Origin of the sequence: Pseudoalteromonas sp. MMG007 (assembly GCF_018100985.1) — a bacterium.
Lineage (GTDB): Bacteria > Pseudomonadota > Gammaproteobacteria > Enterobacterales > Alteromonadaceae > Pseudoalteromonas.
Window position 1 is genome coordinate 185,095 of sequence record NZ_JAGJEI010000006.1, and the last position, 25,201, is coordinate 210,295.

A 25,201-nucleotide genomic window follows, 5' to 3' on the forward strand; every position below is an offset into this window, starting at 1 on the left:
TTTGGCTTACCATTTCCAATAATTAAGTTTTTTGCGCGTTTTAAACTGCCTGATAATATTAAACGGTTTAGGTTTTAGCTTTTCGTCACTAAGTAAAAACTCATTCGTTGCAGCCACCACTCGCTCACTTGATTTGCCATCAGTGTAAGGGTGCAACTGCTGGCAGTAGCTTTCTATATTTTGCATTAATGTTTTAGGGTAAGTTAATGCAAAGTCTATCGCGTCTTCTAATTCGTTTGGATTTGTTACATTTAGTAGGTGCTTATCGGGAGCGTTATTACAAAAGGTCACAACAGGCTTTCGCTGTACTATAAACATCAAAAGCACCGATGAGGTATCACACAGCATTACATCAGCCGACTTCAATAAGGGAACTACGTCGTCGGTTTCAATGTACGTTAAGTTTTGATTGCTTAACGCTTTGTATTTATTAACTAGCTCAAGAGGCATTTTAGGGTGAAACTGCATTAATATGCGCCACTTTCCTGTTTCACTAAAGTGTTTTATTTGCTCGAAAAGTTTAGGAGCAAGTGATAAACGTTTTGAAAAAGTTGAGCAAATTAAAAGTGTAGGGCGAGTGTCGGTTTTGCTGGTATAAGGGGTTTGCAAATCACCAGTAAATAGGCGGTCGAGCGTTGGCCAGCCAGTTTCGGTTACTTTAAAGTAACCAAGCTTTTTTTGTAAAGCGTTAAATGGTGCTGTTGTATTTGGACCTTGTGTGCAATAAAGGTCAAAACACCCCCTTGCTTTTAGATGGTCGTTGTTACCTTTTTTATCAAGTTTCCCGGCATCAAAGCCATGAAATACTCCCACTTTAATACCCGGAAAAAACGTAGGAATTAAATTAGCCGGTGCAAATGTAGCATCGGGCTTCCAGCTGTGAATATCGTCTATTGAATTAAGGCGTATTTCATCGGGCATTAAAAAGTCAGGGTTTACAGAGGTACCTTGTAAAAACCAGCGCACCTGACCACCATTAGCTAATATAGCCGCTTGAATAGGTCTTAAAATAGCGTACGAATAATTTTGCGAAATATACATTAAGTATTTTTTATTTGCTGTGGCAGTTAGGTAGTTCAAGCGGCACTCCTCTAGTTAGCACGCTGAGTTTACCGCATAATTACAACCATATAAATATTACGTGGTTATTTAGTTTTCAGTGCCGATTGAGCTTTAGGGTAGGCTGATTTATTATATAGCGCTTATAACCCCATACCATACTTTGCTCTTTGAGCATCCCTAACCCCGGAGATAGCATGACTAGCTATAAAGTTTTAGACGTAAACGATGATTTACCCATTCGCACTAAAGGTGAAGTACATAGCGGTAAAGTTCGTTCGGTTTATTGGCTAACAGACGAAGACAGCGCACGACTTATTAAAGATAAAGGCTACAAAGTGCCTCAAGGTACTGAGTTAGCAATTATGGTGATTTCAGACCGTATTTCTGCTTTTGATTGTATTTGGCAAGGCGAAAACGGTTTAAACGGCGTGCCGGGTAAAGGTATAGCGCTTAATTCAGTTGCATCTCATTGGTTTAAGTTATTCGATAAAGCAGGCCTTGCGGGTAATCACATTGTTGATATTCCGCATCCCTATGTATGGATTGTACGCAAAGCAAGTACCGTGAAAGTAGAGGCCATTGCACGCCAATATATTACTGGCAGCATGTGGCGCGACTACGCAAAAGGCACACGCAATTTTTGCGGTATAGATTTACCTGAGGGTTTAAAAGCTAACCAAAAGCTTGATAATGTACTTATTACTCCTTCAACCAAAGGCATTATTGAAGGTGTAGATGATATTCCACCTGTTGATGATGTGAATATAACGCGCGCTAACATCACTGATAATTTAGATATATTTAATTTTAAATCGGCTGATGACGTCACAAAATACGAAAAGCTATTGGTAGAGGGCTTTAAGTTAATTAGCGATGAGCTGGCAAAACTCGATCAAATTTTTGTAGATACAAAATTTGAGTTTGGCTACGTAGAGGACTTAAACGGTGCACAACAACTTATTTATATTGACGAAGTAGGCACACCTGACTCTTCGCGCATATGGGATGAAGCGGCATACCGTGATGGTAAAATAGTTGAAAACTCTAAAGAGGGGTTTCGTCAGTTATTAATTTCTAACGTACCTGAAAGTGACGTGTTATTAAATAAAGATCGAATGGATGAGCGTGAGCAACTGGCTAAAGACTTCATTTTACCCGAGTCTGTTATGCTTGAAGTGTCGAATACTTATGTAGGCATAGCAAGTAAAATTGTAGGTAAAGATATTGTAATACCTGAAGATCCTCGCCAAGAAGTGATTGATATTTTGGATTCTGATTACGGTCTGATAGTAAAATAATACAACTAAAGTATGTAAAACAATGTTAGCCCAGTCTTTATTTTTGGTTACTGGGCTATAATTCTTGCAATTAGTGCCCGTCTCTAATTAACTTAACCTAACATTAATGTTTAGGTGTTGTTATGTTTAAGCGGGCATTTCAAAAATGTACAAAACATAGTTATTTTTTAGCTATAGGTTTGTTCTACAGTCAGTTTGCCTCAAGTGCGAATACTAGTTTAATAATAGAAGATCAGCACGGTCAAAAATTATCAGGGGCTGTTGTCGAGCTAATTAATGTAAGCACTCACGCAGCATCTAAAACATTGCCCGTTGCAGTAATGGATCAGGTACATAAACAGTTTTTACCTGAGTTATTAGTAGTGCAACAAGGCCAGCAAGTTAACTTCCCTAACAGCGATAATATTCGCCACCACGTATATTCTTTTTCACAAGCCAAGCCTTTTCAGCTAAGGTTGTATTCTGGCCAACCAAAAGAACCTATTACATTTGATCAGCAAGGTGTTGTTGTTTTAGGGTGTAATATTCACGACTCGATGGTGGGCTATATTTATGTTGCTAGCAGCGAGCTGGTGTATAAAAGTGACAACGATGGCATCGTTAGTATGTCTTTAGAAACAACGCCCACACAGCTGAGCGTATGGCATCCTCTGCAAACTGCACCACTGGAGAATAAAAAAATCATAACTATTAACTCTCAAAAGCAGCTGTTAGTCACTGTAAATACTTCATCACCTGCTCCTCGAAATACATTCGGCAGTAAATTTAAGGCCGGTAATGACTAATAGTTTACGTAATCGTATAACCATTTTATGTGTTGGCTTAGTGTTATTAACCACTATGGTTAGCTTATTTGGCTTTTGGTGGTCTACAAGTAAGTTTCAAGAAGAAAAAGTAAACCAAGATATAAGCGTTGCACAAAGTGTTTATAAGCAATATTTAAAGTCTAAAGAAAGCTTGCTGCTAACAGCTGCAAAAGTGCTTACCTCCGATTTTGGGTTTAAACAAGCAGTAGCAACACGCGACGCTGGCACAATAAGCAGTGTGCTGTTTAACCATAGCCAGCGAATTGACGCTGAGCTTATGTTGTTACTTGATTTGTCAGGTATGTTGGTCTCAGCTAACACTAACGAAGATGCTTTTGCGCATAATTTACAACCTCTTATGAAAGAGCTTTTGAATGCGCCTGAAGAGTCGAGTTTTGTAGTGCTTAATAATGCGCTTTATCAAGTTATTTTACTTCCAGTTAAAGCACCGCGTACGGTAGCGTATAGTCTTGTAGGCTTTAAAATAGATGACAATGTTGCCAATGAACTAAAAAGTTTAACCGGAATGGACGTGAGCTTTATTGGCAGTGCCGACGATATTGTTATTAGCTCTTTGGCAGAACGACCAACTCCATTTGAACCTGTTTCTTACTTTAATACCGTGACTACAACGCGCTTTTTTGGCGAGTATTTGGTGTATCGCAATTTAGATATAGAGCTGGCATCTTTAGCGAGCCACCCTGTTATTATTTTACTCAGCGCCGACTTAACACAAAGCTATAGCGACTTCGAAAAACTGCTTTTTACACTGATTATTTTAGCTATTTTAACAATGTTTATTGGGGTTATAACCAGTGGCTTATTTGCAAACAATTTAACCACTCCGTTATCTCAGCTTGCTGTAATCGCTAAGCAATTCGCACAAGGTAATTATAGCTTTGAGTTTAAAGGTAAAAAGCAAAGTACAGAAATAGCCACCTTAGTTGCCGCGTTCGATAACATGGGTAACGATATAAACCAGCGCGAGAAACAAATTAATTTTCAAGCTCGTCATGACTCTCTTACCGGCTTTTATAATCGTTCTGCCATGCTTGAAGTATTAGATGATGAGCTTGATGCTAACGCAGAGTACACGCTTGTCGCTATTGATATAAAAGGCCTGCGACATATCAACGATAAACTTGGCCCACGTATTGGCGATGATTGCTTAAAAGCCGTGGCGTGTAGAATAAGCGAATTTTCAGATGAGTTAGGTGGGTTACATGCTCGCATTGGCGGGGATGAATTTTTAACGGTATTTCCAACGGGCGCCGCGCGGGATCAAAAAAGTGGCATTGTAGGTTTGATGGCTCAACTGCAAGCTTGTTATACCATTCAAAAGTTAAAAATTAACTTACGATTTAGTGCGGGTATTGTTCAGTACCCTTCGCAAGGCATGGCAAGCGATGATTTAATGCGCCGTGTACTTATTGCAGTAGAAAGCGCTGCTAGCAATCAAGAAAGCATTCATTATTATAAAAATGGCGAAGACGAAGCTCATCTTGAGCGATTAATTATGCTTGATGAGCTAAAACAAGCGATTAGTGATGACGATGGGCAGCTGTTTATGACCTATCAACCTAAACTGCATTTAGTCCCTCAAAAAATAGACAAAGTTGAGTCACTTATCCGTTGGCAGCGTAAAGATGGCAGTTGGGTAAACCCTGAGTTGTTTATTGATTTAGCAGAGCAGTCGGGGCTTATTGTTGAGCTAACTGCTTGGGTGGTTAATACCGTAGTTTCACAAGTCGCTGATTGGCAGAGTAAAGGAATTAACTTACAAGCCGCGATAAATGTTTCAGCGCAAGATATTGCATTTCCGGGGTTTCACTCGGCGCTGGTGCGTACCCTTAAAAAGCATAACGTAATGCCTAGCTTGATCACAATTGAGCTCACCGAGCGTGATATGATCGAAAATGAAGAAAAAGGCATAAAAGCGCTGCAAAACTTAAAAGAGGTGGGCGTTAAAATATCACTTGATGATTATGGTGTGGGGCAAACATCGCTTGGGCGATTAAAAATGCTACCCATTGATGAGCTAAAATTAGATAAGTGCTTTATTTTAAAACTAGACAAATCTCAAAAAGATCAATTTATAGTGCAGTCATCTATTACGCTAGGCCACCAACTGGGGTTTTCGGTAGTAGCTGAGGGCGTAGAAACTTTAGACTCATTAAATCTACTTAAAGAAATGAAATGTGACCATGCGCAAGGTTATTACCTAAGTAGACCTTTAAAAGCAGACCTATTGGAAAAGTGGCTAGAGGAATACTATGAAAAAAATTAAGTGTGTATTGGCAGGGTTGCTCCTAGTAACTAGTTTTTCAAGCCTTGCGAGTGATGGAAAATTATTAGCTACACCCGGGGTTTCTCAAATTGAAGGCAGTGGCGGCGGTGGTATTGTCCCGTGGGCGCAACTAGCTGGTTACGCAAGCGAGGATGAATTTTCGGTAAATGGCTTTTGTAGTCGTGCAGATGTAACTGATTACACGCTCGATGTATGCGGTGCACAACTTAATTTATTTAATAGGCTCGAACTTAGCTACGCTCAGCAACAATTTGATGTGCCTGCGCTTGATACTGAAATAGAGCAATCTGTTACGGGCGCTAAAATTCGCTTATACGGCGATATAGTTTACAGCGATTGGCCACAATTGAGCTTAGGCATACAGCATAAATCGCTTGATGATGGCGCAGTAGCAACACTTGTTGGTGCACAAGACACCAGTGGAACCGATTATTATTTAGCAGCAAGCAAATTACATTTGGGCGCTATTGCGGGTTACAACTGGTTTTGGAATGTAACTACACGCTACAGCGAAGCAAATCAACTTGGTTTACTTGGTTACGGCGGGTCAAACAGTAGTGCCAAGGTGTTATTTGAAGGCAGTACCGCACTATTTTTTAGCCGAGAAATAGCCGTTGGTATGGAGTACCGCCAAAAAAACAATAACCTTAATTTAGGCGAGCAAGACTGGAAAGATTTATTTATAGCTTGGATGCCAAATAAGCATATAAGTGTAACAGCGGCATACCTTGATTTGGGTAGTATTGCTGGTGCGGACGATCAAACTGGCTGGTATTTATCGGTTACAGGGTATTGGTAATGAAAAGCGTCGCTATTTTTTTTATATGTATCATTTTACTAAACGGGTGTACAAGCTCTACGCAGCTATCGCTTTATCAACAATTAGACGGCAAAGCAGGCTTGGCTCGACTGGTTGACAGCTTTATTTATCAAATAGGTAATGACGAGCAAGTTATACATTACTTTGAACACAGTAATATAGCGCATTTTAGGCAAGGGTTTATTACGCATATGTGTATGTTAGTGGAAGGCCCATGTAAATACGATGGCGACTCTATGGTGGCAATTCACACGGGTATGCACATAACAGAAAAAGACTTTAATCATGTAGTAGATTTACTAATAAATGCTATGAATGCGCAAAATATAAACCATAATCTACAAAATAAGATTCTTTCTCGGATGGCTCCTTTACGCGGTGAAATTATAAAGATATAACCTATTTAAAATCAGCAAACTATTCATATATTTGAATGAACCTTGTTATAGTAACATTGTCCACTTACTATCACTTTATAAAAACAAAAATTGGCGCACACAGCTTGTATGGCTTATCTATTTATATCTCGCAAAAATGTACATGCAAAGTACTATAAATCAATAATCCAAAAATTGTCGATAGATTGCCAATTACATGTAATGGGGGTACCTAAGCTCTCTGCAATTAGCTATTTAGGTAAGGCGTTTAAAGTAGATTTTACTAAAGTAGTAAAGTCGCAATTAAAGCGTAAAAAAGCCAGAAGCTCTCTATGGAACAACCCCCTATTAACTGCAATTTATAGTTTAGGACTCACTTTTTTTGAACGACTACGCTATGCAAAGTATTTAGCTTTATTTAATGAAATAAAGCCGCAGTACGTGGTTATGGCTGCTAAATCATTAGGTATAAAACAGTTTTATTATGAAAACGGATTGCTGCCAGGCACAACTAGCCTTGATCCTAAAGGCATTAACTTTAATGCATCGCTAAGCCGTGATCCGCAGTTTTATTTAAATTTTGATCCAGAACAAAAACTGGCTTTTTCAGCCCCTGAATTAATCCCACGCGCTAATCATAAAAAACGTTGTGACTTTGAGTCTACGCAATTACCTGAGCGCTTTATTTTTGCGCCATTTCAGGTCTCTCATGATACCCAATTAGCAAGTTTCTCTCCTTGGATAGACTCCATGGAAATGTTTTATGATGAAGTTGTTGCAGCCGTTAAAAAATTAAATGATCCAACCCTAAAGGTCGAGTTTAAAGAGCACCCTTCATGGCATAAGCATTATGAGTCACTTTATGAAAAAGATCCGATTGCTGTTTTTGCTAACGGCAATAAAACGTGCGACTTAATAGAGTGCGCACAGGCTGTAGTAACAATTAACTCAACCGTAGGTTTAGAAGCGCTTTTACTCAATAAGCGAGTACTTACGTTAGGCCAAGCTTGTTATAACATCGAAGGCTTAGTAAAGCATGCCGCAACCAGTGAAGTGCTTGAAAATAATATGGCTGAAGTTATACAAGGTTGGCAGCCTAATATGCTACTGCGAGATAAATTTTTTAGTTACCTAAAACACGTATATAGCGTAGCAGGCGTTTGGAAACATAAAGAACAAGTGCATATTGAAGCAATCGAAGCTCGCTTTACAGGTAAAGATGAATTTGCAAAATACTCCATTACTAATGAGCAATAATGAAAAATTTAATTACCAGCCAGCAATTACATGCACAACTTAATGACCCTGCATTAATTATTTTTGATGCAGGCATGTTGCGTCCCGGTGTTTTAGGGACTTATAAAGTAGATAATGTACTGCCAAATGCACAGCGTTTTGATATTAAAACCGAGCTTGCAGATACTACCAGCGCTATACCTAACACTCTTTGCAGTAGTGAACAGTTTACTCAAGTAATGCAAAAAGCAGGTGTAAATGACGATTCGTTTATAGTTGTTTATGAACAAGATGATTTATTTAGTGCTGCTAGAGCGTGGTGGATGCTAAAGGCTATGGGCTTTAATAATGTAAAAGTGCTCAGGGGTGGCTTAAAAAAGTGGCTTGAATGCGGTTACAGCACCCAAAGCGCTTATCGTATTCCAACAAATAAAGGTAATTTTGTTGCTAATTTAGCGCCGGGTTATTTTATTGAACAGCAGCAAGTGCTTAACAGCATAGACGATGCTAATACGTTAATGTTAGATGCACGTGCCTATAAGCGCTTTACGGGTGAAGACCCCGAGCCTCGTAAAGGGATGCGAAGCGGTCATATTCCTAATAGCCGTTCGTTAGCGTTCACTGATTTATTAAATGAGGGTGAGCCAAAGACGATTGATGAACTCAAGGCTAAATTTAATGAAGTAGCCGGCGATACTCAGCAACTGCAATTTAGTTGTGGCTCAGGTATTACAGCCTGCGTACTAGCTCTGCTTGCTGATGAATGTGGATATAATAACCTAAGCGTTTACGATGGTTCGTGGAGCGAATGGGGAGCAAGTGATTCACTGCCAATAGAAATAGGCAGTATTAAATAGCTGTAGATGAATGCAAGCTCTTATAAAAGGGTTGTTTTAGTTAATCGGCTCTTTTTATTTTTTATAGCCGTATGGGCAATTTTTACAACCATTTTTACAGCAAGTACCCCGTTTTAAAAAAAGCCACTTACTGAATACCATGTAGCCATTTTGCATGGTGTAATCGAGCCCCTCAACTAAATTGTCATTACCTCTAAATTGTTTAGCAAATTCAATTTGAGCTTTAATTGGCAGAGTAAAAATGCTCTCTAAATAAACGTTAATTTTTTTAAGTGTACAGCGATTGCATAAACAACTTGTTGCACTGCCATCTAGCGGTAAAATAGCGGGTAACTGGTTACACCAACACGTGGTGATATCATTTACATTACAGGTAAGCGTTGTATTACATTGGCTGCAGTTTATTTGAGTCATTTTAGTTCTTATCAACAGTAGGGCAGCAAGAATAACAAATATTATGAATATACAAAAAGCATTGGCTGAATTTATTACATTTGGCGAGCAAAGAGATAGCGCCATCAGTGTGATTATTTCAACTGCGTCGAGCAATCAAACATACCTATACACACTCACACAGCCTGTACTAATTAACGTACTTACGCGTTGTTTAAATAAAGAAATTGATATTGACGATATAGAGCTTTGGGCAAATGTAATTGAATCGCGAGATGATGTAAATTGCGCCGAGCATGAAGGCGTTATTTATGCGCTAAGCAATAGCGAGCAAATGGGAGAACTTAGCCACAAAAAGCTTGAACAGTTATTAGCATTATTAAAGGGCTAGATTTAGTCTGACACAAATATTTAGATGCGAGTTTATTGCAGTTGTATGTAGCGAATATACAATAAAAAAACCGCATCTAATAAAATGCGGTTTTAGTATTTTTTACAGCTGACAACGTGTTTACTTATGATATCCCAAGCATGTTTCTACTTCGTTTTTTGAACCTAAAATAACGGCTACACGCTGGTGGATTGCATCAGGCTGTATATCCATAATGCGCTCGGTACCTGTTGAAGCTATACCGCCGGCTTGCTCAACAAGCATGGCCATTGGGTTTGCCTCGTAAAGTAAGCGCAATTTATTTGGTTTATTTGGATCTTTAGTATCAGTAGGGTAAGTAAATATCCCCCCACGGCTAAGCACACGGTGCACATCGCCAACCATGGCAGCAATCCAGCGCATATTAAAGTTTTTAGCACGCGGACCTGTATCGCCTTCTAACAAATCATTTATATAGTTTTGCATAGCTGACTGCCAATGGCGCTGATTTGATGCATTAATAGCAAATTCGTTGGTATCAGCAGGTATAGTGGCAAAGTCTTCTGTTAGTAAAAAGCTACCTTGGGTTTTATCAAGCGTAAACATACGCGTGCCTTTGCCTGTCGTAAGTGCAAGCATAGTTGATGGGCCATAAAGTACATAGCCTGCTGCAACTTGCTTGTGGCCAGGCTGCATAAATATGCTTTGATCGGCTGCGTCTGAGCCTTCAGGCGCTTCCATAATCGAAAATATAGTACCAACCAGCGAGTTTATATCCGTATTTGATGAGCCATCAAGTGGGTCAAATGCAACAATGTATTTCGCATCCTGATTGCCGGCAACGGTGTAATCTTCTTCTTCAGAGGCAATTGCTTTAACGCTGCCCGATTCCAGTAATATATCTTTTAAAAGCTGGTTAGATAATACATCGAGCTTTTTTTGAGTTTCGCCTTGAATGTTTTCATCGAGCGTTGAGCCTAATACGCCAGAAAGCGCACCTTGGCCAACACGAAACGAAATTTCTTTACATGCCGCTAAAATGGTTCTTATTAACGACAAAAGGTCTCTTGGGCAACCGTCTTCTAATAATACTGGAGGGAGTCTACGCATTTTATTTTCCTGATAACGTGTACTAATTAATCATAAATGTGAGAGAGATTAACTAAGTGCGCTGAATTTCGTCTTAAATAACTGTATTGTTTAAATAGCACCCTATAATGGGGCCACCTAATCATACTTAAAACGCCAATAACAAAGATAAGATTATGAAAAAAATACCACTAATAAGTTACATATTCTTTACTGTGCTGTGCACTATCATAACTCAAGCGCACGCAGCAATTAAGTCAATTGATGAATTTACTACGCAAATGAATCACTTCCCGGGCTACTATTCGTTTTTTTACGATACGCAAAACGGCAAAGTTTATTTAAAAGTAGATAAATTTGAACAACAATTTTTACTTCAGCAAAGCTTGCCATACGGTATTGGCTCAAACGATATAGGTCTTGATAGAGGCCAGCTTGGGAATACTCACCTCGTACAATTTGAGCGTTTTGGCGATAAAGTCATGCTACGCGCTGTAAATACTTACTACCGTGCTAACACTACTAATAAAGCAGAGCAGCAAAGTATTAAAGAAGCGTTTGCATCAAGTATACTTGCAGGCTTTAAAGTCGTTGCTCAAGATAAAACAACTGCATTAATTGACTACACACCGTATTTATTAAGTGATGTGCACGGTGTAAGCCGAAAACTTGCTGCGCGTAAACAAGGTAACTTTAGCCTTGATGAAGCACGAAGTGCCGTTTATATAAAACGCTCAAAGGCATTTGTAAAAAACACCGAGCTCGAAGCGGTACTCACCTTTAAGGGCACAAAGCCAGGTGAATTTGTTCGCCAAGTAAGTGCTGACCCTTATGCACTTACTGTGCATATGCATCATTCATTGATTAAATTACCTGATGATAACTACACACCACGCAAATTTAATCCGCAATCTGGCTTTTGGAGTATTGAGCATAAAGACTATGCAGCGGCGCTTGGTGAGTCTATGTTTGTACGCTATATACCGCGTCATCGCTTAGCTAAAAAAGATCCAAGGTTACCTATTAGCGAACCTGTAGAACCTATTGTTTACTACCTAGATCCTGGCGTTCCTGAGCCTGTTAAAAGCGCTTTATTAGAAGGTGGTAAATGGTGGAATGACGCATTTAGTGCCGCAGGATATAAAAACGCATTTATAGTAAAAGTACTGCCAAGTAATGCAGACCCTATGGATATTCGTTATAACGTTATTCAGTGGGTGCACCGTGCTACACGTGGTTGGTCATACGGAAGCTCTGTAATTGACCCTCGCACGGGTGAAATACTAAAAGGCCACGTAACGCTTGGTTCACTGCGCGTTCGTCAAGATATTTTAATAGCCGAAGCGCTTAGTGCGCCTTACTTAGAAGGTAATGAAGCCGCTAAAAATTTACAGGCGATGGCGCTTGATCGCATTCGCCAATTAAGTGCTCACGAAATTGGCCATACGTTAGGGATTTCTCATAACTTTGCCGCATCAGTAGGCGATAGAACCTCGGTAATGGATTATCCTCACCCGTTACTTAGCTTTAACGAACAAGGCAAACTTGATGTAACGCGCGGCTACGCAAAAGGCATGGGTGCATGGGATACTCAAGTTATAAAATATGGCTACAGCGACTTTACCAATCAAGACGAAAGCGCTGAACTGGCAGCAATACTAAAAGAGAATAAAGCCAAAGGCCTTGAGTTTATATCCGACAGCGACGCGAGAGCAAAAGGTGGCGCGCATCCAACAGCCCATTTATGGGATAACGGTACAAACCCATCAAAAGAGTTATTAAGAGTACTCGACGTTCGCAAAAAAGCACTTGCGCAGTTTGGAATAAATAACATTAAAACAGGTGATGCACTCTCGCAATTAGAAGAAAAACTAGTGCCGCTTTATTTATTTCATCGCTATCAAGTGGAGAGTGCAGTTAAGTTAATTGCTGGCGTTAATTACGAGTATGAAACACGTAGCAACGCACCTATAAAAGGTGCGCAAGTGGTTGCTAAAAATCTGCAACAAGAGGCTGTAAATGCTCTTTTAGCCACACTTAAGCCAGTCAATTTATTGCTGCCCGAATCGGTACTGTCGCTTATTCCTCCAAAGGCATATGGAGAGTCTAAATCGCGCGAAAGCATAATAGGGCGTACAGGTTTAATACTTGATGCAATGGCTCTACCTGAAGTGGCTATTCAGCATAGCTTATCGCTTTTACTAAACCCGCAGCGTTTAAATCGCTTAGCACAACAACAAGCACGTAGTAACGATTTTTATAGTTTAGATAACATGCTCGAGCAGCTATATGCTCAAGTGTTTAATGTGTCTTCTCCTAATACTATGGCAGGTAAAATTACTCAGCGCACACAGTATTTAACGGCTAAAACATTTGCTGATTTAGTTGCTAGCAATAACGTAAGCCCAGAGGTACAAGCGCAGCTACATTACTATTTAGTAACACTAAGCGAAGACTTTAATCAAAATTCAATGTTAAGCCACACAAGTACTGGCGAAAGTGCATTTAAGCAATTTTTAGCTGAACAAATTAAATTGTTTTTAACTAAAGGCGAATGGCCAAGCAACTTTAATGCTTTACCCATTCCTCCGGGGTCACCAATTTAATATAAAGCTTAGCGACTAAATTATTATTAAGTTATAAAGCAAAACACCGAGTGTTTTTACGCTCGGTGTTTTACTGTGCTAGGTATAGATAGCTGTACTTTTACTTGCATAAAGTTGGTTTTTTGTTAACCTACTCGCCTTCCATTTTAGTCTTTTTGAGGTGTTTATGGCGTTTCTATCTCGTTCGATATTTACGTTGTCCATGGCACTTTCAAGCTGCAGTGTATTTGCTCAAGCCCAATGCGACGTTGAACTAAGTCACGGTTTAATTATAACTGACGATGTAATACGTATCCTCGACAAGGGCCAAACCCGCGTTCAAATTAATAACAATAACCAACTATTTATACGAGGTTACTGGGTTGATTTAAGTGATGACGAAAGCAAAGTACTTGAGCAATTTAGTAATGGCATTCGTCATACCGTACCTGAGCTGGTTAACCTTGCTACTGATGGTGTTAACTTAGGTTTAAGTGCTATTGAGCACGTGGTGGAGGGGATGTCTGATAAAGAGCCAGAAGTACTTAAAACCCAGCTCCAGTACGTAGAACGCGCGCTAATGGACAAGTTTAAGCGCGGGGATGATTTCTTTTTTATTGCGCCTCAATCACTTTCACAAATAGATGACTTTTTTACTAAAGAAATAAGCCAACAAATTCATTCTGCAGTACATGGTTCGTTAGGGGCTATTTTGGTCTCTCTCGGTGATGCTTTTAAATCGCGTGAAGGTAACATTGAAGACCGTATTAACGATATGGGTCAGCGGATGGATATTATCTCTAAAGAGATTGATAAATCATTACAAAAAAAAGCACATCAGTTAGAGCTTAAAGCCTCTGAATACTGCGAGTGTTTAAATGCACTCGATATAACTGAATCTCGGCTGCAAGCCATTGTACCTGGCATGGCTGATTTTGATTTAGTGCAAATTAAGTCTTAAAACGCGACTCTTAAATCTCAGTAAAACTTTTAGTATTAGAATTTTTTACCCTTCTGCAAAATCCTCCCTCTGACTATGGTTATTTATATTATTTAAATTTTTGGTTATCTAATGATAAAGGATAATTTACCCATTATGCATACGTATTCAGTTTTTATTTAATCAATCCTCAGACTAGTGTTAACCAATTGTAAATAACGCCGAGCATGCAGTTTAGCTCGCTCAACACTTGGAACACACACTATGAAGCTGAATAAAATGATCACCACTGCCGGATTAAGCCTCGGTTTAACTTTACCAAGCTTAGTATCGGCTGCACCTACAACATTTGTGCATTTATTTGAATGGAACTGGCAAGATGTAGCCCAAGAATGCGAACAGTTTTTAGGGCCCAAAGGATATGCTGCTGTGCAGGTATCGCCACCTAACGAGCATATTACAGGTAACCAATGGTGGACTCGCTATCAACCTGTGAGCTACCAACTGCAAAGCCGTGGCGGAAACCGCTCGCAGTTTATAGATATGGTTAATCGATGTAATGCGGCAGGTGTAGATATATACGTCGATACGTTAATAAACCATATGGCAGCAGGCAGCGGTACTGGCACCGCTGGTAACACCTTTGGCAATAAACAATATCCTATTTATAGCCCACAAGATTTTCACGAAAGCTGTTCAATAAATCCAGAAGATTACGGTAATAACCGTTACCGGGTTCAAAACTGTGAGCTAGTAGGGCTTGCCGACTTAAACACTTCCTCAAATTATGTACAAAATACGTTAGCGGCATACATTAACGACCTTCAAGCAATTGGTGTTAAGGGTTTTAGATTTGATGCTGCTAAGCATGTTGCTGCAAGTGATATTCAAAGTTTAATGGCAAAAATAAATGGCTCGCCAGTGGTGTTTCATGAGGTGATAGATCAAGGCACTGAAGCGGTAGATGCCTCAGAGTATTTAAGTACAGGACTAGTTACCGAGTTTAAATACAGTACGCAGCTTGGTAATACCTTTAGAAACGGCTCGCTTGCGTGGCTAAGTAACTTTGGTGAAGGCTGGGGCTTTATGCCAAGCTCATCAGCATTAGTATTTGTTGATAATCACGACAATCAGCGTGGGCATGGTGGTGCGGGTAATGTAATTACCTTTGAAGATGGGCGTTTATACGACCTAGCTAATGTATTTATGTTGGCCTATCCGTATGGGTATCCAAAAGTGATGTCGAGTTATGATTTTCATGGTGATACCGATGCGGGGGGGCCAAGTGTACCGGTGCACAATAATGGTAACCTAGAATGTTTTGCAAGTAACTGGAAGTGCGAGCATCGCTGGTCTTATATTGCTGGTGGTGTCGATTTTAGAAATAACACTGCCGACAATTGGGCAGTAACAAACTGGTGGGATAACACCAATAATCAGATTGCATTTGGCCGAGGTAGCTCAGGTCATATGGCAATTAATAAAGAAGACTCAACGCTTAATGCAACAATTCAAACAGATATGGCACCCGGTCAATATTGTAATGTATTAAAAGGTGAGCTTTCTGGTGATGCTACAAGCTGTAGTGGAGAGGTTATAACTGTTAATAGTAACGGTACTATTAAATTAAATGTGGCGCCATGGGATGCCATAGCAATTCATAAAAACGCTAAACTAACGCAAGGCTCTCTCCCTAATAACGGGGCGGATTGGCAAAGAACCATTGTTTTTATCAATGCACAAACACAAAGCGGGCAAGATATGTTTGTTCGCGGTGGAATAGGGCATGCTTATGCAAATACAAACCTTGCTAGAAACTGCCAAACGACAAATGTTGAATGTGCTATGCCAATTCGCCATAACAATCTAAAAAACAACACCACAATGCCTTGGAAAGTAAACGATAACTACCTAGATTGGTACGCAATTGAGCAAGGCCAAAGCAGTGAAGCGCAAGGCACTGCCATGGATTGGACTACAAATGTTTGGCCAAGTGAATATGGCGCCCAAAAATCGGTAACAGTAGATGGCTTTGGTATTACACCGCTTAATATATGGGGTGAGCACTACTGGATGCTTGATGTTGATATGGATTGCAGTAAAGCCGTTAACGGTTGGTTTGAATTAAAAGCATTTATAAAAAATGGCCAAGAGTGGGAGGGTGATATAAACCAAGCTAATACTCCATATGCTAGTACTAACCATGTAGCACAGTGCGGCAAAATTAATATGTTTGAGTTTAACCGCTCAAGTGTAGAGATACGTGACTTTTAATTACGCACTTTAAACGCGTACGTTAAAAGTAAACTACTAGTCAATTTACAAACCAAGTGCGCTAAAGCGGGCTTGGTTTTTACTTTTTATGTACCTAATTAGCAATTTAATTTCATAGTGTGTTTATAAATCAGCTGGTATTATTGCTTTATTCGCCATTTTAATTAAGGCAACACTATGAAAATATTAAATAAACTATCTTTACTAAGTACACTCGCGGCGGCTTTATTTGTAAGCCAAGGTGCGCTTGCAAACATGAGCCCTGTAGGGCTTTGGAAAACTATTGATGAGGATACAAACGAAGCTAAATCGTACGTACGCATTACACAAAACAACAATGTACTAAGCGCCAAGGTAGACTCTATTTTAGACCCAGCTAAGCAAGATGGCATTTGTAAAGAGTGCGATGGCGCATTAAAAAATCAGCCTATTTTAGGTATGACCATTATTACGGATGTAAAACCTGAAGATGATGGCGTTTGGGGAGATGGCGAAATACTCGACCCTACCAATGGCAAAACTTACACTGTGCAGTTAACGCCGCAAAACGACGGTAAAACGTTAGAGGTTCGTGGCTATATTGGCTTTTTCTATCGAAATCAATACTGGGAACGCGTAGAGTAAATAATCAAAAGCGCAGCAAGAGCTGCGCTTAAATATGTTTATAGTGTTTCGCTGTACTCGGTCATTACTTGCTCAACCCAGCTAGCAATGCGTTCATCGCTTAGCTCGTATTGGCTGTCTTCATCAAGCGCAAGTCCTACAAAGTATTTACCATCAGGGGTAAGTGCTTTTGAAGCTTCAAATTCGTAGTTTTCATCGTTTGGCCAAAAGCCAAGTTGCGTAAACGACTGAGTATTTATTTCATCGTGAAGCATTCCAAGGGCGTCTTGAAACCACTGACCGTAACCTTGCTGATCGCCCATGCCAAATAAAGCAATGGTTTTACCATTTAGGTTTACATCTTTTATGTCGTCCCACTTAGACTCCCAGTCTTCTTGTATTTCGCCAAAATCCCATGTTGAAATACCAAAGATGATAAAGTCGTACTGCTCTGCATTTTTAAGTGGTTCGTCTTTAATATTGTGTAAGGTCACTACATCGGCGCCAATAAGGTCGCGAATTTTTTCTGCTGCCATTTCTGTATAGCACGTAGTAGAGCCAAAAAATAAACCAATCTGCATCGTATTTATCACTGTGTAATTGCCTGTTATGATAGGGCGCAGTTTACCGTAAGGTATTTTTAATTGATACCTTCTACCGTGGTATTACCAACAAGAGATCACAACGTGACAACGCTACCAGACGATTTACCTGAACAAAATACTGAGCTAAGTAGCAATAGCGACTTTTTAGAAACCTTTTTAGATAGCTTGTATTTAGAACAAGGTGTTAGCGAAAACACCCTAAGTGCGTACCGCAGCGATTTAGATAAGTTTTGCCAGTTTTTAAAAGGCGAAAATTTAATGACAGTAACCAGCCTAGATGTTGAAAGTTACCTAGCGCATCGTGTTGATTTAGGTTTAAAGCCGCGTAGTACCGCGCGTAGCATAAGTGCGTTAAAACGTTTTTATCAGTACTTTGTTCGCGAAAAAGTAATAGCCGACTCCCCTATGGTTAATATTGCCCAGCCAAAAGCGGGGCAGTCGTTGCCTAAAACACTCTCAGAGGCTGAGGTTGAGGCATTATTAAATGCACCTAATATTGAAGACCCAATGGGGCTGCGCGATAAAGCCATGCTTGAGCTACTTTATGCTACGGGCTTGCGTGTAACCGAGCTTGTAGGGCTGCGTATGGAGCAAATAAATTTGCGGCAGTCGGTTGTGTTTGTAAAAGGTAAGGGCAACAAAGAGCGCTTAGTGCCATTGGGTGAAGAGGCCATGTATTGGCTTGAGCAATTTTTAAAAGGTGGGCGCGCGCAAATGATAAAACACGCGACCGACTTTGTGTTTCCGTCAAAGCGTGGTGTAGGCATGACCCGACAAACTTTTTGGCATAGAATTAAACACTATGCTATTTTGGCATCAGTTGAGTCTCCGTTATCTCCGCATACTATGCGCCATGCTTTTGCTACGCATTTATTAAACCATGGGGCTGACTTACGTGTGGTACAAATGATGCTAGGACACAGCGACTTATCAACCACACAAATTTATACCCATGTTGCTAATGAACGGTTAAAATCGGTACACGCGCAGCATCATCCACGCGCTTAAGTTGAAATTTTTTATTACTAAGCCGGTCAGTTTATAAGTATTTTTAGGATAGAGAGAAGTTATGAAAAAATTAATGTTAGCAGGTGCCATGTTGTGCACAAGTATTAGTGCATTTGCAAATGGCGTTGCTGTAACTCCAAGTGCTGATGATCCTATTGTTACTAAATTTGCCACTTTAGGTGTAACGGTTAAGCAAATTAACCCAAGCCCAGTTGCCGGTTTAAAAGAGCTAATTACAAATAAAGGTGTACTTTACGCAAGCCCAGACGGCCAGTTTTTAATGCAAGGTACGCTAATCGATTTAAACAACCGTAGTAACTTAACAGAACAAGCTTTAAACGGTGTGCGCGTTGAAGGCGTTAAAGAATACGAAGATTCGATGATTGTTTATAAAGCGCCAAATGAGCAGCATCAAATTACCGTATTTACTGATATTAGCTGTGGTTACTGTCGTAAATTACACCGCGAACTAGGCGACTTATTAGACGCAGGCATTACAGTGCGTTACTTAGCGTTTCCGCGTGGTGGCTTACAAGGTTCTGGTTATGCTGATTTAATGAATGTGTGGTGTGCACGCGATCAACAAGAAGCGCTTACAGAAGCTAAGTCGGGCGTAGACACTAAAGTCGTTGCGGGTTGTAATGCACCGGTTGCAGAGCATTACCAACTAGGCCAAAGCTTTGGTATTAGCGGTACGCCAGCGATTGTATTAGAAGATGGTACAATGATCCCAGGTTACCAGCCAGCAGCCGCTTTAAAAGCAGCGCTTGAGGCAAATAAAGCGTCTTAATAAGGCGTTTACGTTTATTAAAAGGCCGTAATGGCCTTTTTTTGTCTTTTTATTTTGAATTTAAAAGTTAGCAATTGCATGAAAAAATTGATCATTGCGCGAGAAAACGTTGACGACTCACACCTACCGAGCAACTTACACCCCGTTATAAAACAAATATATGCCACGCGAAATGTAATTAATGCTGATGAGCTAAATAACAGTGCCGCTACACTTCACGACTTCAAACTCTTTAAAGACATAGACAAAGCAAGCGAGCTCTTAGTAAATGCGCTAAACGCGCAAAGTCGTATTTTAATTGTTGGCGATTTTGATGCCGATGGCGCAACGAGTACAGCTACCTTAATGCAAGGCCTTGAGATGTTTGGCTTTAAGCATTTAGATTACCTAATACCAGACCGGTTTAGCTTAGGCTATGGCTTAAGCCCTGCATTGGCTGAGCAAATAGTACAAATAAACCCTGAGCTGGTTATCACTGTAGATAACGGTATTTCGTGTATTGCCGGTATTGATATCTTAAAAGCAGTGGGTATAAAAGTGTTGGTAACAGATCATCACTTACAAGGAGAGCAACTCCCTAATGCCGATGCAATAGTTAACCCTAACAGGCACGAGTGTAACTTCCCGTCTAAATCAATAGCAGGCGTTGGTGTTGCCTTTTACTTACTTATTGCCCTTAGAAGCGTATTGCGCGAGCAAGGCTACTTTGAACAGCAACCACCGCCAAATTTAGCTAATCTACTCGATATAGTTGCACTGGGAACAGTGGCCGATGTGGTTGCGCTTGATGCAAATAACCGCACCTTGGTACATCAAGGTTTAGCGCGTATTCGAAGTGGTAATACTCGCCCGGGTATTACTGCACTTATTGAAGTAGCTAATCGAAATGCAGCGCGCTTAAGCGCAAGCGACTTTGGTTTTTCGCTAGCGCCGCGTTTAAATGCCGCAGGGCGATTAGACGATATGAGCTTAGGCATAGCGTGTTTGCTAAGTACTGATATAAACCAAGCAAGGCGCATTGCCGGTGAGCTTGATAGCTTAAACCATGCTAGGCGTGAAATAGAGCAGGGCATGCAAGCTGAGGCGCAAGCTGTGCTTGATAGACTCGCCTTTAACGACGATAACATCCCAGACGCTATTTGTTTATACCAAGAGGACTGGCATCAGGGCGTTATTGGTATTTTGGCTGGCCGCTTAAAAGAAAAATACCACCGCCCAACCGTTATTTTTGCTGGTGGCGAAAACGGCGAAATAAAAGGTTCGTGCCGCTCTATTGAAGGGCTGCATATGCGCGACTTACTCGAAGGGCTAAATACCGCCGACCCACACTTAATTAATAAATTTGGTGGTCACGCAATGGCTGCGGGTTTGAGTATTAACGAGCAAAACTTTAACGACTTTAAAAAAGCGTTTGAGGCAGCGGTAACAGCTCAGCTTAGCGAAGAAAGCAAACGCTGTATTGTATTTACCGACGGCGAGCTGCCAAACGAATGCTTTACGATGGAGTTTGCTCAGCTGTTAAAGCAATCAGGCCCATGGGGACAGCAATTTCCAGAGCCGGTATTTGAGCATACCTTTGAAGTTATTCAGCAACGTATTGTAGGCGAAAAGCATTTAAAATTAGTGCTTAAACATCAATCAGGGCGATTAGTTGACGCCATTGCCTTTGGTATTGATGTAAAAGCATGGCCCGATACCGAAGCACGTTTTGTTAAAGTGGCGTATCAGCTCGATATAAACGAGTTTAGAGGTAAGTTTAGCTTGCAATTAATAGTAAGAGAGCTTGAAAAAGTGCATTAAAAAATATGCATAATGCTGGCACAAAAGGCTAATAAAACGCGTGGTTTTTTGTTAAAATCGGGCGTTTTTATCATTTGACGATAATTTATTGCGTAATTAGCTAATTTTAGCGCGCAATAATCTAGCCATTTTGGAGTAATGTACATGTTTGAAGTGAATCCTGTGATTAATCAAATCAAGGAAATTCGCGAACGTACTGAACTGCTTCGGGGGTACCTTTGACTACGCTCTTAAACAAGAACGCTTAGAAGAAGTAAACGCCGAACTTGAAGATTCAGCCGTATGGAATGAGCCTGAGCGTGCACAAGCACTTGGCCGAGAAAAATCAGCACTAGAGGCGGTTGTTGAAACAATCGATAACTTAGTGGCTGGCGCCGACGACGTTGAAGGATTGCTTGAGCTTGCAATAGAAGCTGAAGACGAAGAAACCTTTGTTGAAGCGCAAAATGAGCTTGAAGGCTTAAATAAACAGCTTGAAGGTTTAGAGTTCCGTCGTATGTTTTCAGGTTCTCACGATTCAAACGACGCCTATCTCGATTTACAATCGGGTTCTGGCGGTACTGAAGCACAAGACTGGTGTAATATGCTACTGCGCATGTACTTACGCTGGGGCGAAGCTAAAGGCTTTAAAGTAGAGCTAGTAGAAGCGACTGATGGCGATGTAGCCGGTATTAAAGGCGCAACAGTGCGCTTTGTTGGCGAATACGCATACGGTTGGCTGCGCACAGAAACAGGCGTGCACCGTTTAGTACGTAAAAGCCCGTTTGACTCAAGTGGTCGTCGTCATACCTCGTTTGCCTCTGCGTTTGTATACCCAGAAGTAGATGACAATATTGAAATTGATATTAATCCGTCAGATTTACGTATAGACGTTTACCGTGCATCGGGCGCGGGTGGTCAGCACGTAAATACCACCGAATCGGCAGTACGTATTACCCACGTACCTACCAACACGGTTGTACAGTGTCAAAACGAGCGTTCGCAACACAAAAATAAAGCCCAAGCAATGAAGCAGCTAAAAGCTAAATTATTTGAGCTTGAGCTTCAGCAGCAAAATGCTGAAAAGCAAACACAAGAAGACGCAAAGTCGGATATTGGCTGGGGAAGTCAAATTCGTTCTTACGTACTTGATGATGCACGTATTAAAGATTTACGAACTGGTGTTGAAAACCGTAATACGCAATCGGTACTTGACGGCAACCTAGACAAATTTATTGAAGCCAGCTTAAAATCTGGCCTATAACCACCAAGCTAAAAAAGAGCTAAAAAATGACTGATCAAATCCAAGACGAAAACAAGTTAATCGCTGAGCGTCGCGGCAAATTAGACGCTATTCGCGAAAATTGCCCAGCCAACGGTCATCCTAATCAGTTCCGTCGTGAACATTACACGGCTGATTTACAGGCTGAGTTTGGTGATAAGACTAAAGAAGAATTAGTAGAGCTTCAGCACGTTGTATCAATTGCAGGACGTATTTTAGCTAAGCGTGGTCCTTTTATGGCAATTCAAGACATGAAAGGCCGTGTACAAGCGTATGCATCTAAAGATGTGCAAAAAGATTTAAAAGCAAAATATGGTCAACTAGATATTGGCGATATTATTGGTGTTAAAGGCGCACTTAATAAATCAGGTAAAGGTGATTTATACGTAGAAATGACCGAGTACGAACTACTTACTAAGTCACTACGTCCATTACCAGAGAAGTTTCATGGCTTATCAGATCAAGAAACTAAGTACCGCCAGCGTTATGTGGATTTAATTACTAACGAAGCAACGCGCGAAACGTTCCGCATTCGTTCACAAGTAGTTGAAGGCATCCGTCGCTTTTTAGCTGAGCGTGACTTTATGGAAGTAGAAACACCTATGCTACAGGTTATTCCTGGCGGTGCATCTGCGCGTCCGTTTGTGACTCACCATAACGCACTTGATATAGACATGTACTTACGTATAGCGCCTGAGCTTTACCTTAAGCGTTTAGTGGTAGGTGGTTTTGACCGCGTATTTGAAATTAACCGTAACTTCCGTAACGAAGGGTTATCAACGCGTCACAACCCAGAATTCACTATGATTGAGTTCTACCAAGCGTACGCTGATTACATCGACCTGATGAACATTACTGAAGACATGCTACGTACAGTTGCAACTAACGTATTGGGTAGCCCAATTGTTATTAATACAACAAAAGACGAAAACGGCGAAGTAACCGACTCAGTAGAGTACGACTTTGGTCAACCGTTTACACGTTTAAGCATGGCTGACGCTATCTTAAAATATAACCCTGAGTTTGATGCTGCGGTATTTAACGATCCAGAAAACCACTTTGACGAATTAAAAGCGTACGCTAAACAAGTACACGTTAAAATTCCTGAAAACTGTGTATGGGGCCCAGGTAAGTTTTTATGTGAAATATTTGAAGAAACGGCTGAGCATAGGCTTATTCAACCTACATTTATTACTGGCTACCCGTGGGAAGTGTCTCCACTTGCGCGCCGTAACGACGAAAACCCATTTGTTACCGACCGCTTTGAGTTTTTTGTTGGCGGACGTGAGCTTGCAAATGGTTTCTCGGAGCTTAACGATGCACAAGATCAAGCTGAGCGCTTTACTCGTCAAGTTGAAGAGAAAGACGCAGGTGATGATGAAGCAATGCACTATGATGAAGACTACATACGCGCACTAGAGTACGGCTTACCGCCTACTGCTGGTGAAGGTATTGGTATTGACCGCTTAGTCATGTTGTTTACTGATTCACCAACCATAAAAGACGTTATTTTGTTCCCGCATATGCGCCCGCAAGCTGATTAAGCTTTAGTAGAACAAAGTAAGTTAATAAACGCCGCTTAATAGCGGCGTTTTTTTTGCTTTGTTGATTGCGTTCTTTTGTTAACTTAGTACTTCAGTAAAGTTTAAATACAGCTATTACTGGTGCCAAAGTAAAATTCAGTTTGTAACTTTTATGTTTTTAATCGGCTTTTAGTATTATTTCTAGCAGTGATATAACTTTTCGTTATGGTTGTTTTTTAAACATATGTTGTATTTGTGTAAATTTTAGTTAGAATGTGCACGAAATTTATACTACTAGGTTGTAGTGGTTTAATGTAGACTCTTAAAGGACTCAGAATAATAATATGAAAGATAATCGGGTCGATGATACACCGCAAGAGCATACTTCAGAGCAAGAGCGGGACGCTTATTACCGTGCTTGCATAGCTGAATTTCAACAATTGGGTTACCAAGAACAGTATTTAGCTGATCTAACTGATGAGTTAGTGCCAGTGCTTGGTGTTAATCCTACTGATAAAAACACATAAGCCGCTTAATTTTCAAACTAATTACACTTTAAAACTAAACATATGTGCAATCTATAACCATATAGACATATTTGGCAGAAAAGTGTTTGACATATTTTCTGAAATCTTTATTATACGCCCCACAAGACGGAGAGGTGTCCGAGTGGCCGAAGGAGCTCCCCTGCTAAGGGAGTATAGAGTTTGTAGCTCTATCGAGGGTTCGAATCCCTCCCTCTCCACCATTTCTTTTAATGGCGAGTCTTGTAAAAAGTAAAGATGGGCGCATAGCTCAGCTGGATAGAGTACCTGGCTACGAACCAGGCGGTCGGAGGTTCGAATCCTCCTGCGCCCACCACTCTTTACACACTCTACTTAGAGTATAAACAAGTTAAAGTGTTTGGTTTATAACCAAATCGGTCGGAGGTTCATTCTTACAAGATACGTCCTGCTTCCAGCACTTTTTACACACTCTGCTTAGAGTTAAAACAAGCAAAAAATAAAAGTGGGCGCATAGCTCAGCTGGATAGAGTACCTGGCTACGAACCAGGCGGTCGGAGGTTCGAATCCTCCTGCGCCCACCACTTTTACACACTCTGCTTAGAGTATAAATAAGTAAAAAATGAAAGTGGGCGCATAGCTCAGCTGGATAGAGTACCTGGCTACGAACCAGGCGGTCGGAGGTTCGAATCC

General features: G+C 40.6%; 22 protein-coding genes and 3 tRNA genes. 21 read left to right on the forward strand and 4 right to left on the reverse strand.

Going from position 1 to position 25,201, the window contains the following annotated elements:
• Positions 1-6: 6 nt before the first annotated feature.
• Positions 7-1,080, reverse strand: a complete 1,074-nt coding sequence (locus tag J8L71_RS09915) for a CDP-glycerol glycerophosphotransferase family protein (RefSeq protein WP_211000398.1) — start codon at positions 1,078-1,080, stop codon at positions 7-9.
• A 176-nt stretch (positions 1,081-1,256) separates the two neighbouring features.
• Between J8L71_RS09915 and J8L71_RS09920 the strand changes: the two genes are divergently transcribed.
• From J8L71_RS09920 to J8L71_RS09950, 7 genes are all read left to right on the forward strand, one after another.
• On the forward strand, positions 1,257-2,360 hold the full coding sequence (locus J8L71_RS09920) for a phosphoribosylaminoimidazolesuccinocarboxamide synthase (protein ID WP_211000399.1): 1,104 nt from the start codon (positions 1,257-1,259) through the stop codon (positions 2,358-2,360).
• Between the two features lie 122 nt (positions 2,361-2,482).
• Complete coding sequence (locus tag J8L71_RS09925) at positions 2,483-3,145, forward strand: methylamine utilization protein (RefSeq protein ID WP_211000400.1); 663 nt, start codon at positions 2,483-2,485, stop codon at positions 3,143-3,145.
• On the forward strand, positions 3,138-5,453 hold the full coding sequence (locus tag J8L71_RS09930) for an EAL domain-containing protein (protein ID WP_211000401.1): 2,316 nt from the start codon (positions 3,138-3,140) through the stop codon (positions 5,451-5,453). The genes J8L71_RS09925 and J8L71_RS09930 overlap by 8 nt, the downstream gene beginning before the upstream one ends.
• Positions 5,440-6,273: a DUF3034 family protein gene (locus tag J8L71_RS09935; protein WP_211000402.1), complete on the forward strand. Its 834-nt coding sequence runs from the start codon at positions 5,440-5,442 to the stop codon at positions 6,271-6,273. The genes J8L71_RS09930 and J8L71_RS09935 overlap by 14 nt, the downstream gene beginning before the upstream one ends.
• Complete coding sequence (locus tag J8L71_RS09940) at positions 6,273-6,692, forward strand: group 1 truncated hemoglobin (RefSeq protein ID WP_211000403.1); 420 nt, start codon at positions 6,273-6,275, stop codon at positions 6,690-6,692. The genes J8L71_RS09935 and J8L71_RS09940 overlap by 1 nt, the downstream gene beginning before the upstream one ends.
• Positions 6,693-6,800: 108 nt before the next feature.
• The gene (locus J8L71_RS09945; protein WP_211000404.1) at positions 6,801-7,928 is read left to right on the forward strand and encodes a capsular biosynthesis protein; all 1,128 of its coding nucleotides are present in this window, start codon (positions 6,801-6,803) and stop codon (positions 7,926-7,928) included.
• The gene (locus J8L71_RS09950) at positions 7,928-8,764 is read left to right on the forward strand and encodes a sulfurtransferase (protein WP_211000405.1); all 837 of its coding nucleotides are present in this window, start codon (positions 7,928-7,930) and stop codon (positions 8,762-8,764) included. The genes J8L71_RS09945 and J8L71_RS09950 overlap by 1 nt, the downstream gene beginning before the upstream one ends.
• A gap of 54 nt (positions 8,765-8,818) precedes the next feature.
• Here J8L71_RS09950 and J8L71_RS09955 read toward each other — a convergent pair whose 3' ends face one another.
• Entirely contained in the window at positions 8,819-9,178 is a 360-nt protein-coding gene (locus J8L71_RS09955; RefSeq protein ID WP_211000406.1) for a DUF5522 domain-containing protein, read from the reverse strand.
• 43 nt (positions 9,179-9,221) lie between these two features.
• Between J8L71_RS09955 and J8L71_RS09960 the strand changes: the two genes are divergently transcribed.
• On the forward strand, positions 9,222-9,548 hold the full coding sequence (locus J8L71_RS09960; RefSeq protein ID WP_211000407.1) for a hypothetical protein: 327 nt from the start codon (positions 9,222-9,224) through the stop codon (positions 9,546-9,548).
• A 120-nt stretch (positions 9,549-9,668) separates the two neighbouring features.
• On the opposite strand, the gene J8L71_RS09965 is transcribed toward J8L71_RS09960, so the two are convergent.
• Positions 9,669-10,637 (reverse strand): class 1 fructose-bisphosphatase, encoded by a 969-nt coding sequence (locus J8L71_RS09965; RefSeq protein WP_211000408.1) that lies wholly within the window; start codon positions 10,635-10,637, stop codon positions 9,669-9,671.
• Positions 10,638-10,792: 155 nt separating this feature from the next.
• Here J8L71_RS09965 and J8L71_RS09970 point away from each other — a divergent pair, with 155 nt between their 5' ends.
• The 4 genes from J8L71_RS09970 (at position 10,793) to J8L71_RS09985 (ending at position 17,039) form a co-directional block, all read left to right on the forward strand.
• Positions 10,793-13,222, forward strand: coding sequence for a zinc-dependent metalloprotease (locus J8L71_RS09970; protein WP_211000409.1), 2,430 nt, complete (start codon positions 10,793-10,795; stop codon positions 13,220-13,222).
• A 166-nt stretch (positions 13,223-13,388) separates the two neighbouring features.
• Positions 13,389-14,162 (forward strand): YggN family protein, encoded by a 774-nt coding sequence (locus J8L71_RS09975; protein WP_211000410.1) that lies wholly within the window; start codon positions 13,389-13,391, stop codon positions 14,160-14,162.
• Positions 14,163-14,405: 243 nt separating this feature from the next.
• Positions 14,406-16,415 (forward strand): alpha-amylase family protein, encoded by a 2,010-nt coding sequence (locus J8L71_RS09980; RefSeq protein ID WP_211000411.1) that lies wholly within the window; start codon positions 14,406-14,408, stop codon positions 16,413-16,415.
• 177 nt (positions 16,416-16,592) lie between these two features.
• Complete coding sequence (locus J8L71_RS09985) at positions 16,593-17,039, forward strand: DUF2147 domain-containing protein (protein ID WP_211000412.1); 447 nt, start codon at positions 16,593-16,595, stop codon at positions 17,037-17,039.
• Positions 17,040-17,077: 38 nt separating this feature from the next.
• Here the strand turns inward: J8L71_RS09985 and fldB are convergent, their stop codons facing one another.
• Positions 17,078-17,599, reverse strand: coding sequence for a flavodoxin FldB (gene fldB / locus J8L71_RS09990; RefSeq protein ID WP_211000413.1), 522 nt, complete (start codon positions 17,597-17,599; stop codon positions 17,078-17,080).
• A 105-nt stretch (positions 17,600-17,704) separates the two neighbouring features.
• On the opposite strand from fldB, the gene xerD reads away from it, so the two are divergent.
• From xerD to J8L71_RS10035, 9 genes are all read left to right on the forward strand, one after another.
• Entirely contained in the window at positions 17,705-18,631 is a 927-nt protein-coding gene (gene xerD / locus J8L71_RS09995; protein ID WP_058549562.1) for a site-specific tyrosine recombinase XerD, read from the forward strand.
• Positions 18,632-18,692: 61 nt separating this feature from the next.
• Positions 18,693-19,421 carry a bifunctional protein-disulfide isomerase/oxidoreductase DsbC gene (dsbC, locus tag J8L71_RS10000; protein ID WP_211000414.1) on the forward strand — a complete coding sequence of 243 codons (729 nt, stop codon included), beginning with the start codon at positions 18,693-18,695 and terminating at the stop codon, positions 19,419-19,421.
• Positions 19,422-19,499: 78 nt separating this feature from the next.
• Complete coding sequence (gene recJ, locus J8L71_RS10005; protein WP_211000415.1) at positions 19,500-21,221, forward strand: single-stranded-DNA-specific exonuclease RecJ; 1,722 nt, start codon at positions 19,500-19,502, stop codon at positions 21,219-21,221.
• Positions 21,222-21,365: 144 nt separating this feature from the next.
• Positions 21,366-22,464, forward strand: a protein-coding gene (gene prfB, locus J8L71_RS10010; protein WP_211000416.1) for a peptide chain release factor 2 whose coding sequence is annotated in 2 segments (ribosomal slippage) — positions 21,366-21,440 and positions 21,442-22,464 — 1,098 coding nt in all. Because the reading frame shifts where the segments join, the coding sequence is not laid out codon by codon here.
• 26 nt (positions 22,465-22,490) lie between these two features.
• Entirely contained in the window at positions 22,491-24,026 is a 1,536-nt protein-coding gene (gene lysS, locus J8L71_RS10015; RefSeq protein WP_211000417.1) for a lysine--tRNA ligase, read from the forward strand.
• Between the two features lie 323 nt (positions 24,027-24,349).
• Entirely contained in the window at positions 24,350-24,532 is a 183-nt protein-coding gene (locus J8L71_RS10020; RefSeq protein ID WP_211000418.1) for a hypothetical protein, read from the forward strand.
• 128 nt (positions 24,533-24,660) lie between these two features.
• Positions 24,661-24,753: transfer RNA gene (locus tag J8L71_RS10025), tRNA-Ser, on the forward strand.
• A gap of 36 nt (positions 24,754-24,789) precedes the next feature.
• Positions 24,790-24,866, forward strand: a tRNA-Arg gene (locus J8L71_RS10030).
• Positions 24,867-25,015: 149 nt separating this feature from the next.
• Positions 25,016-25,092, forward strand: a tRNA-Arg gene (locus J8L71_RS10035).
• The last annotated feature ends 109 nt before the right edge of the window (positions 25,093-25,201 follow it).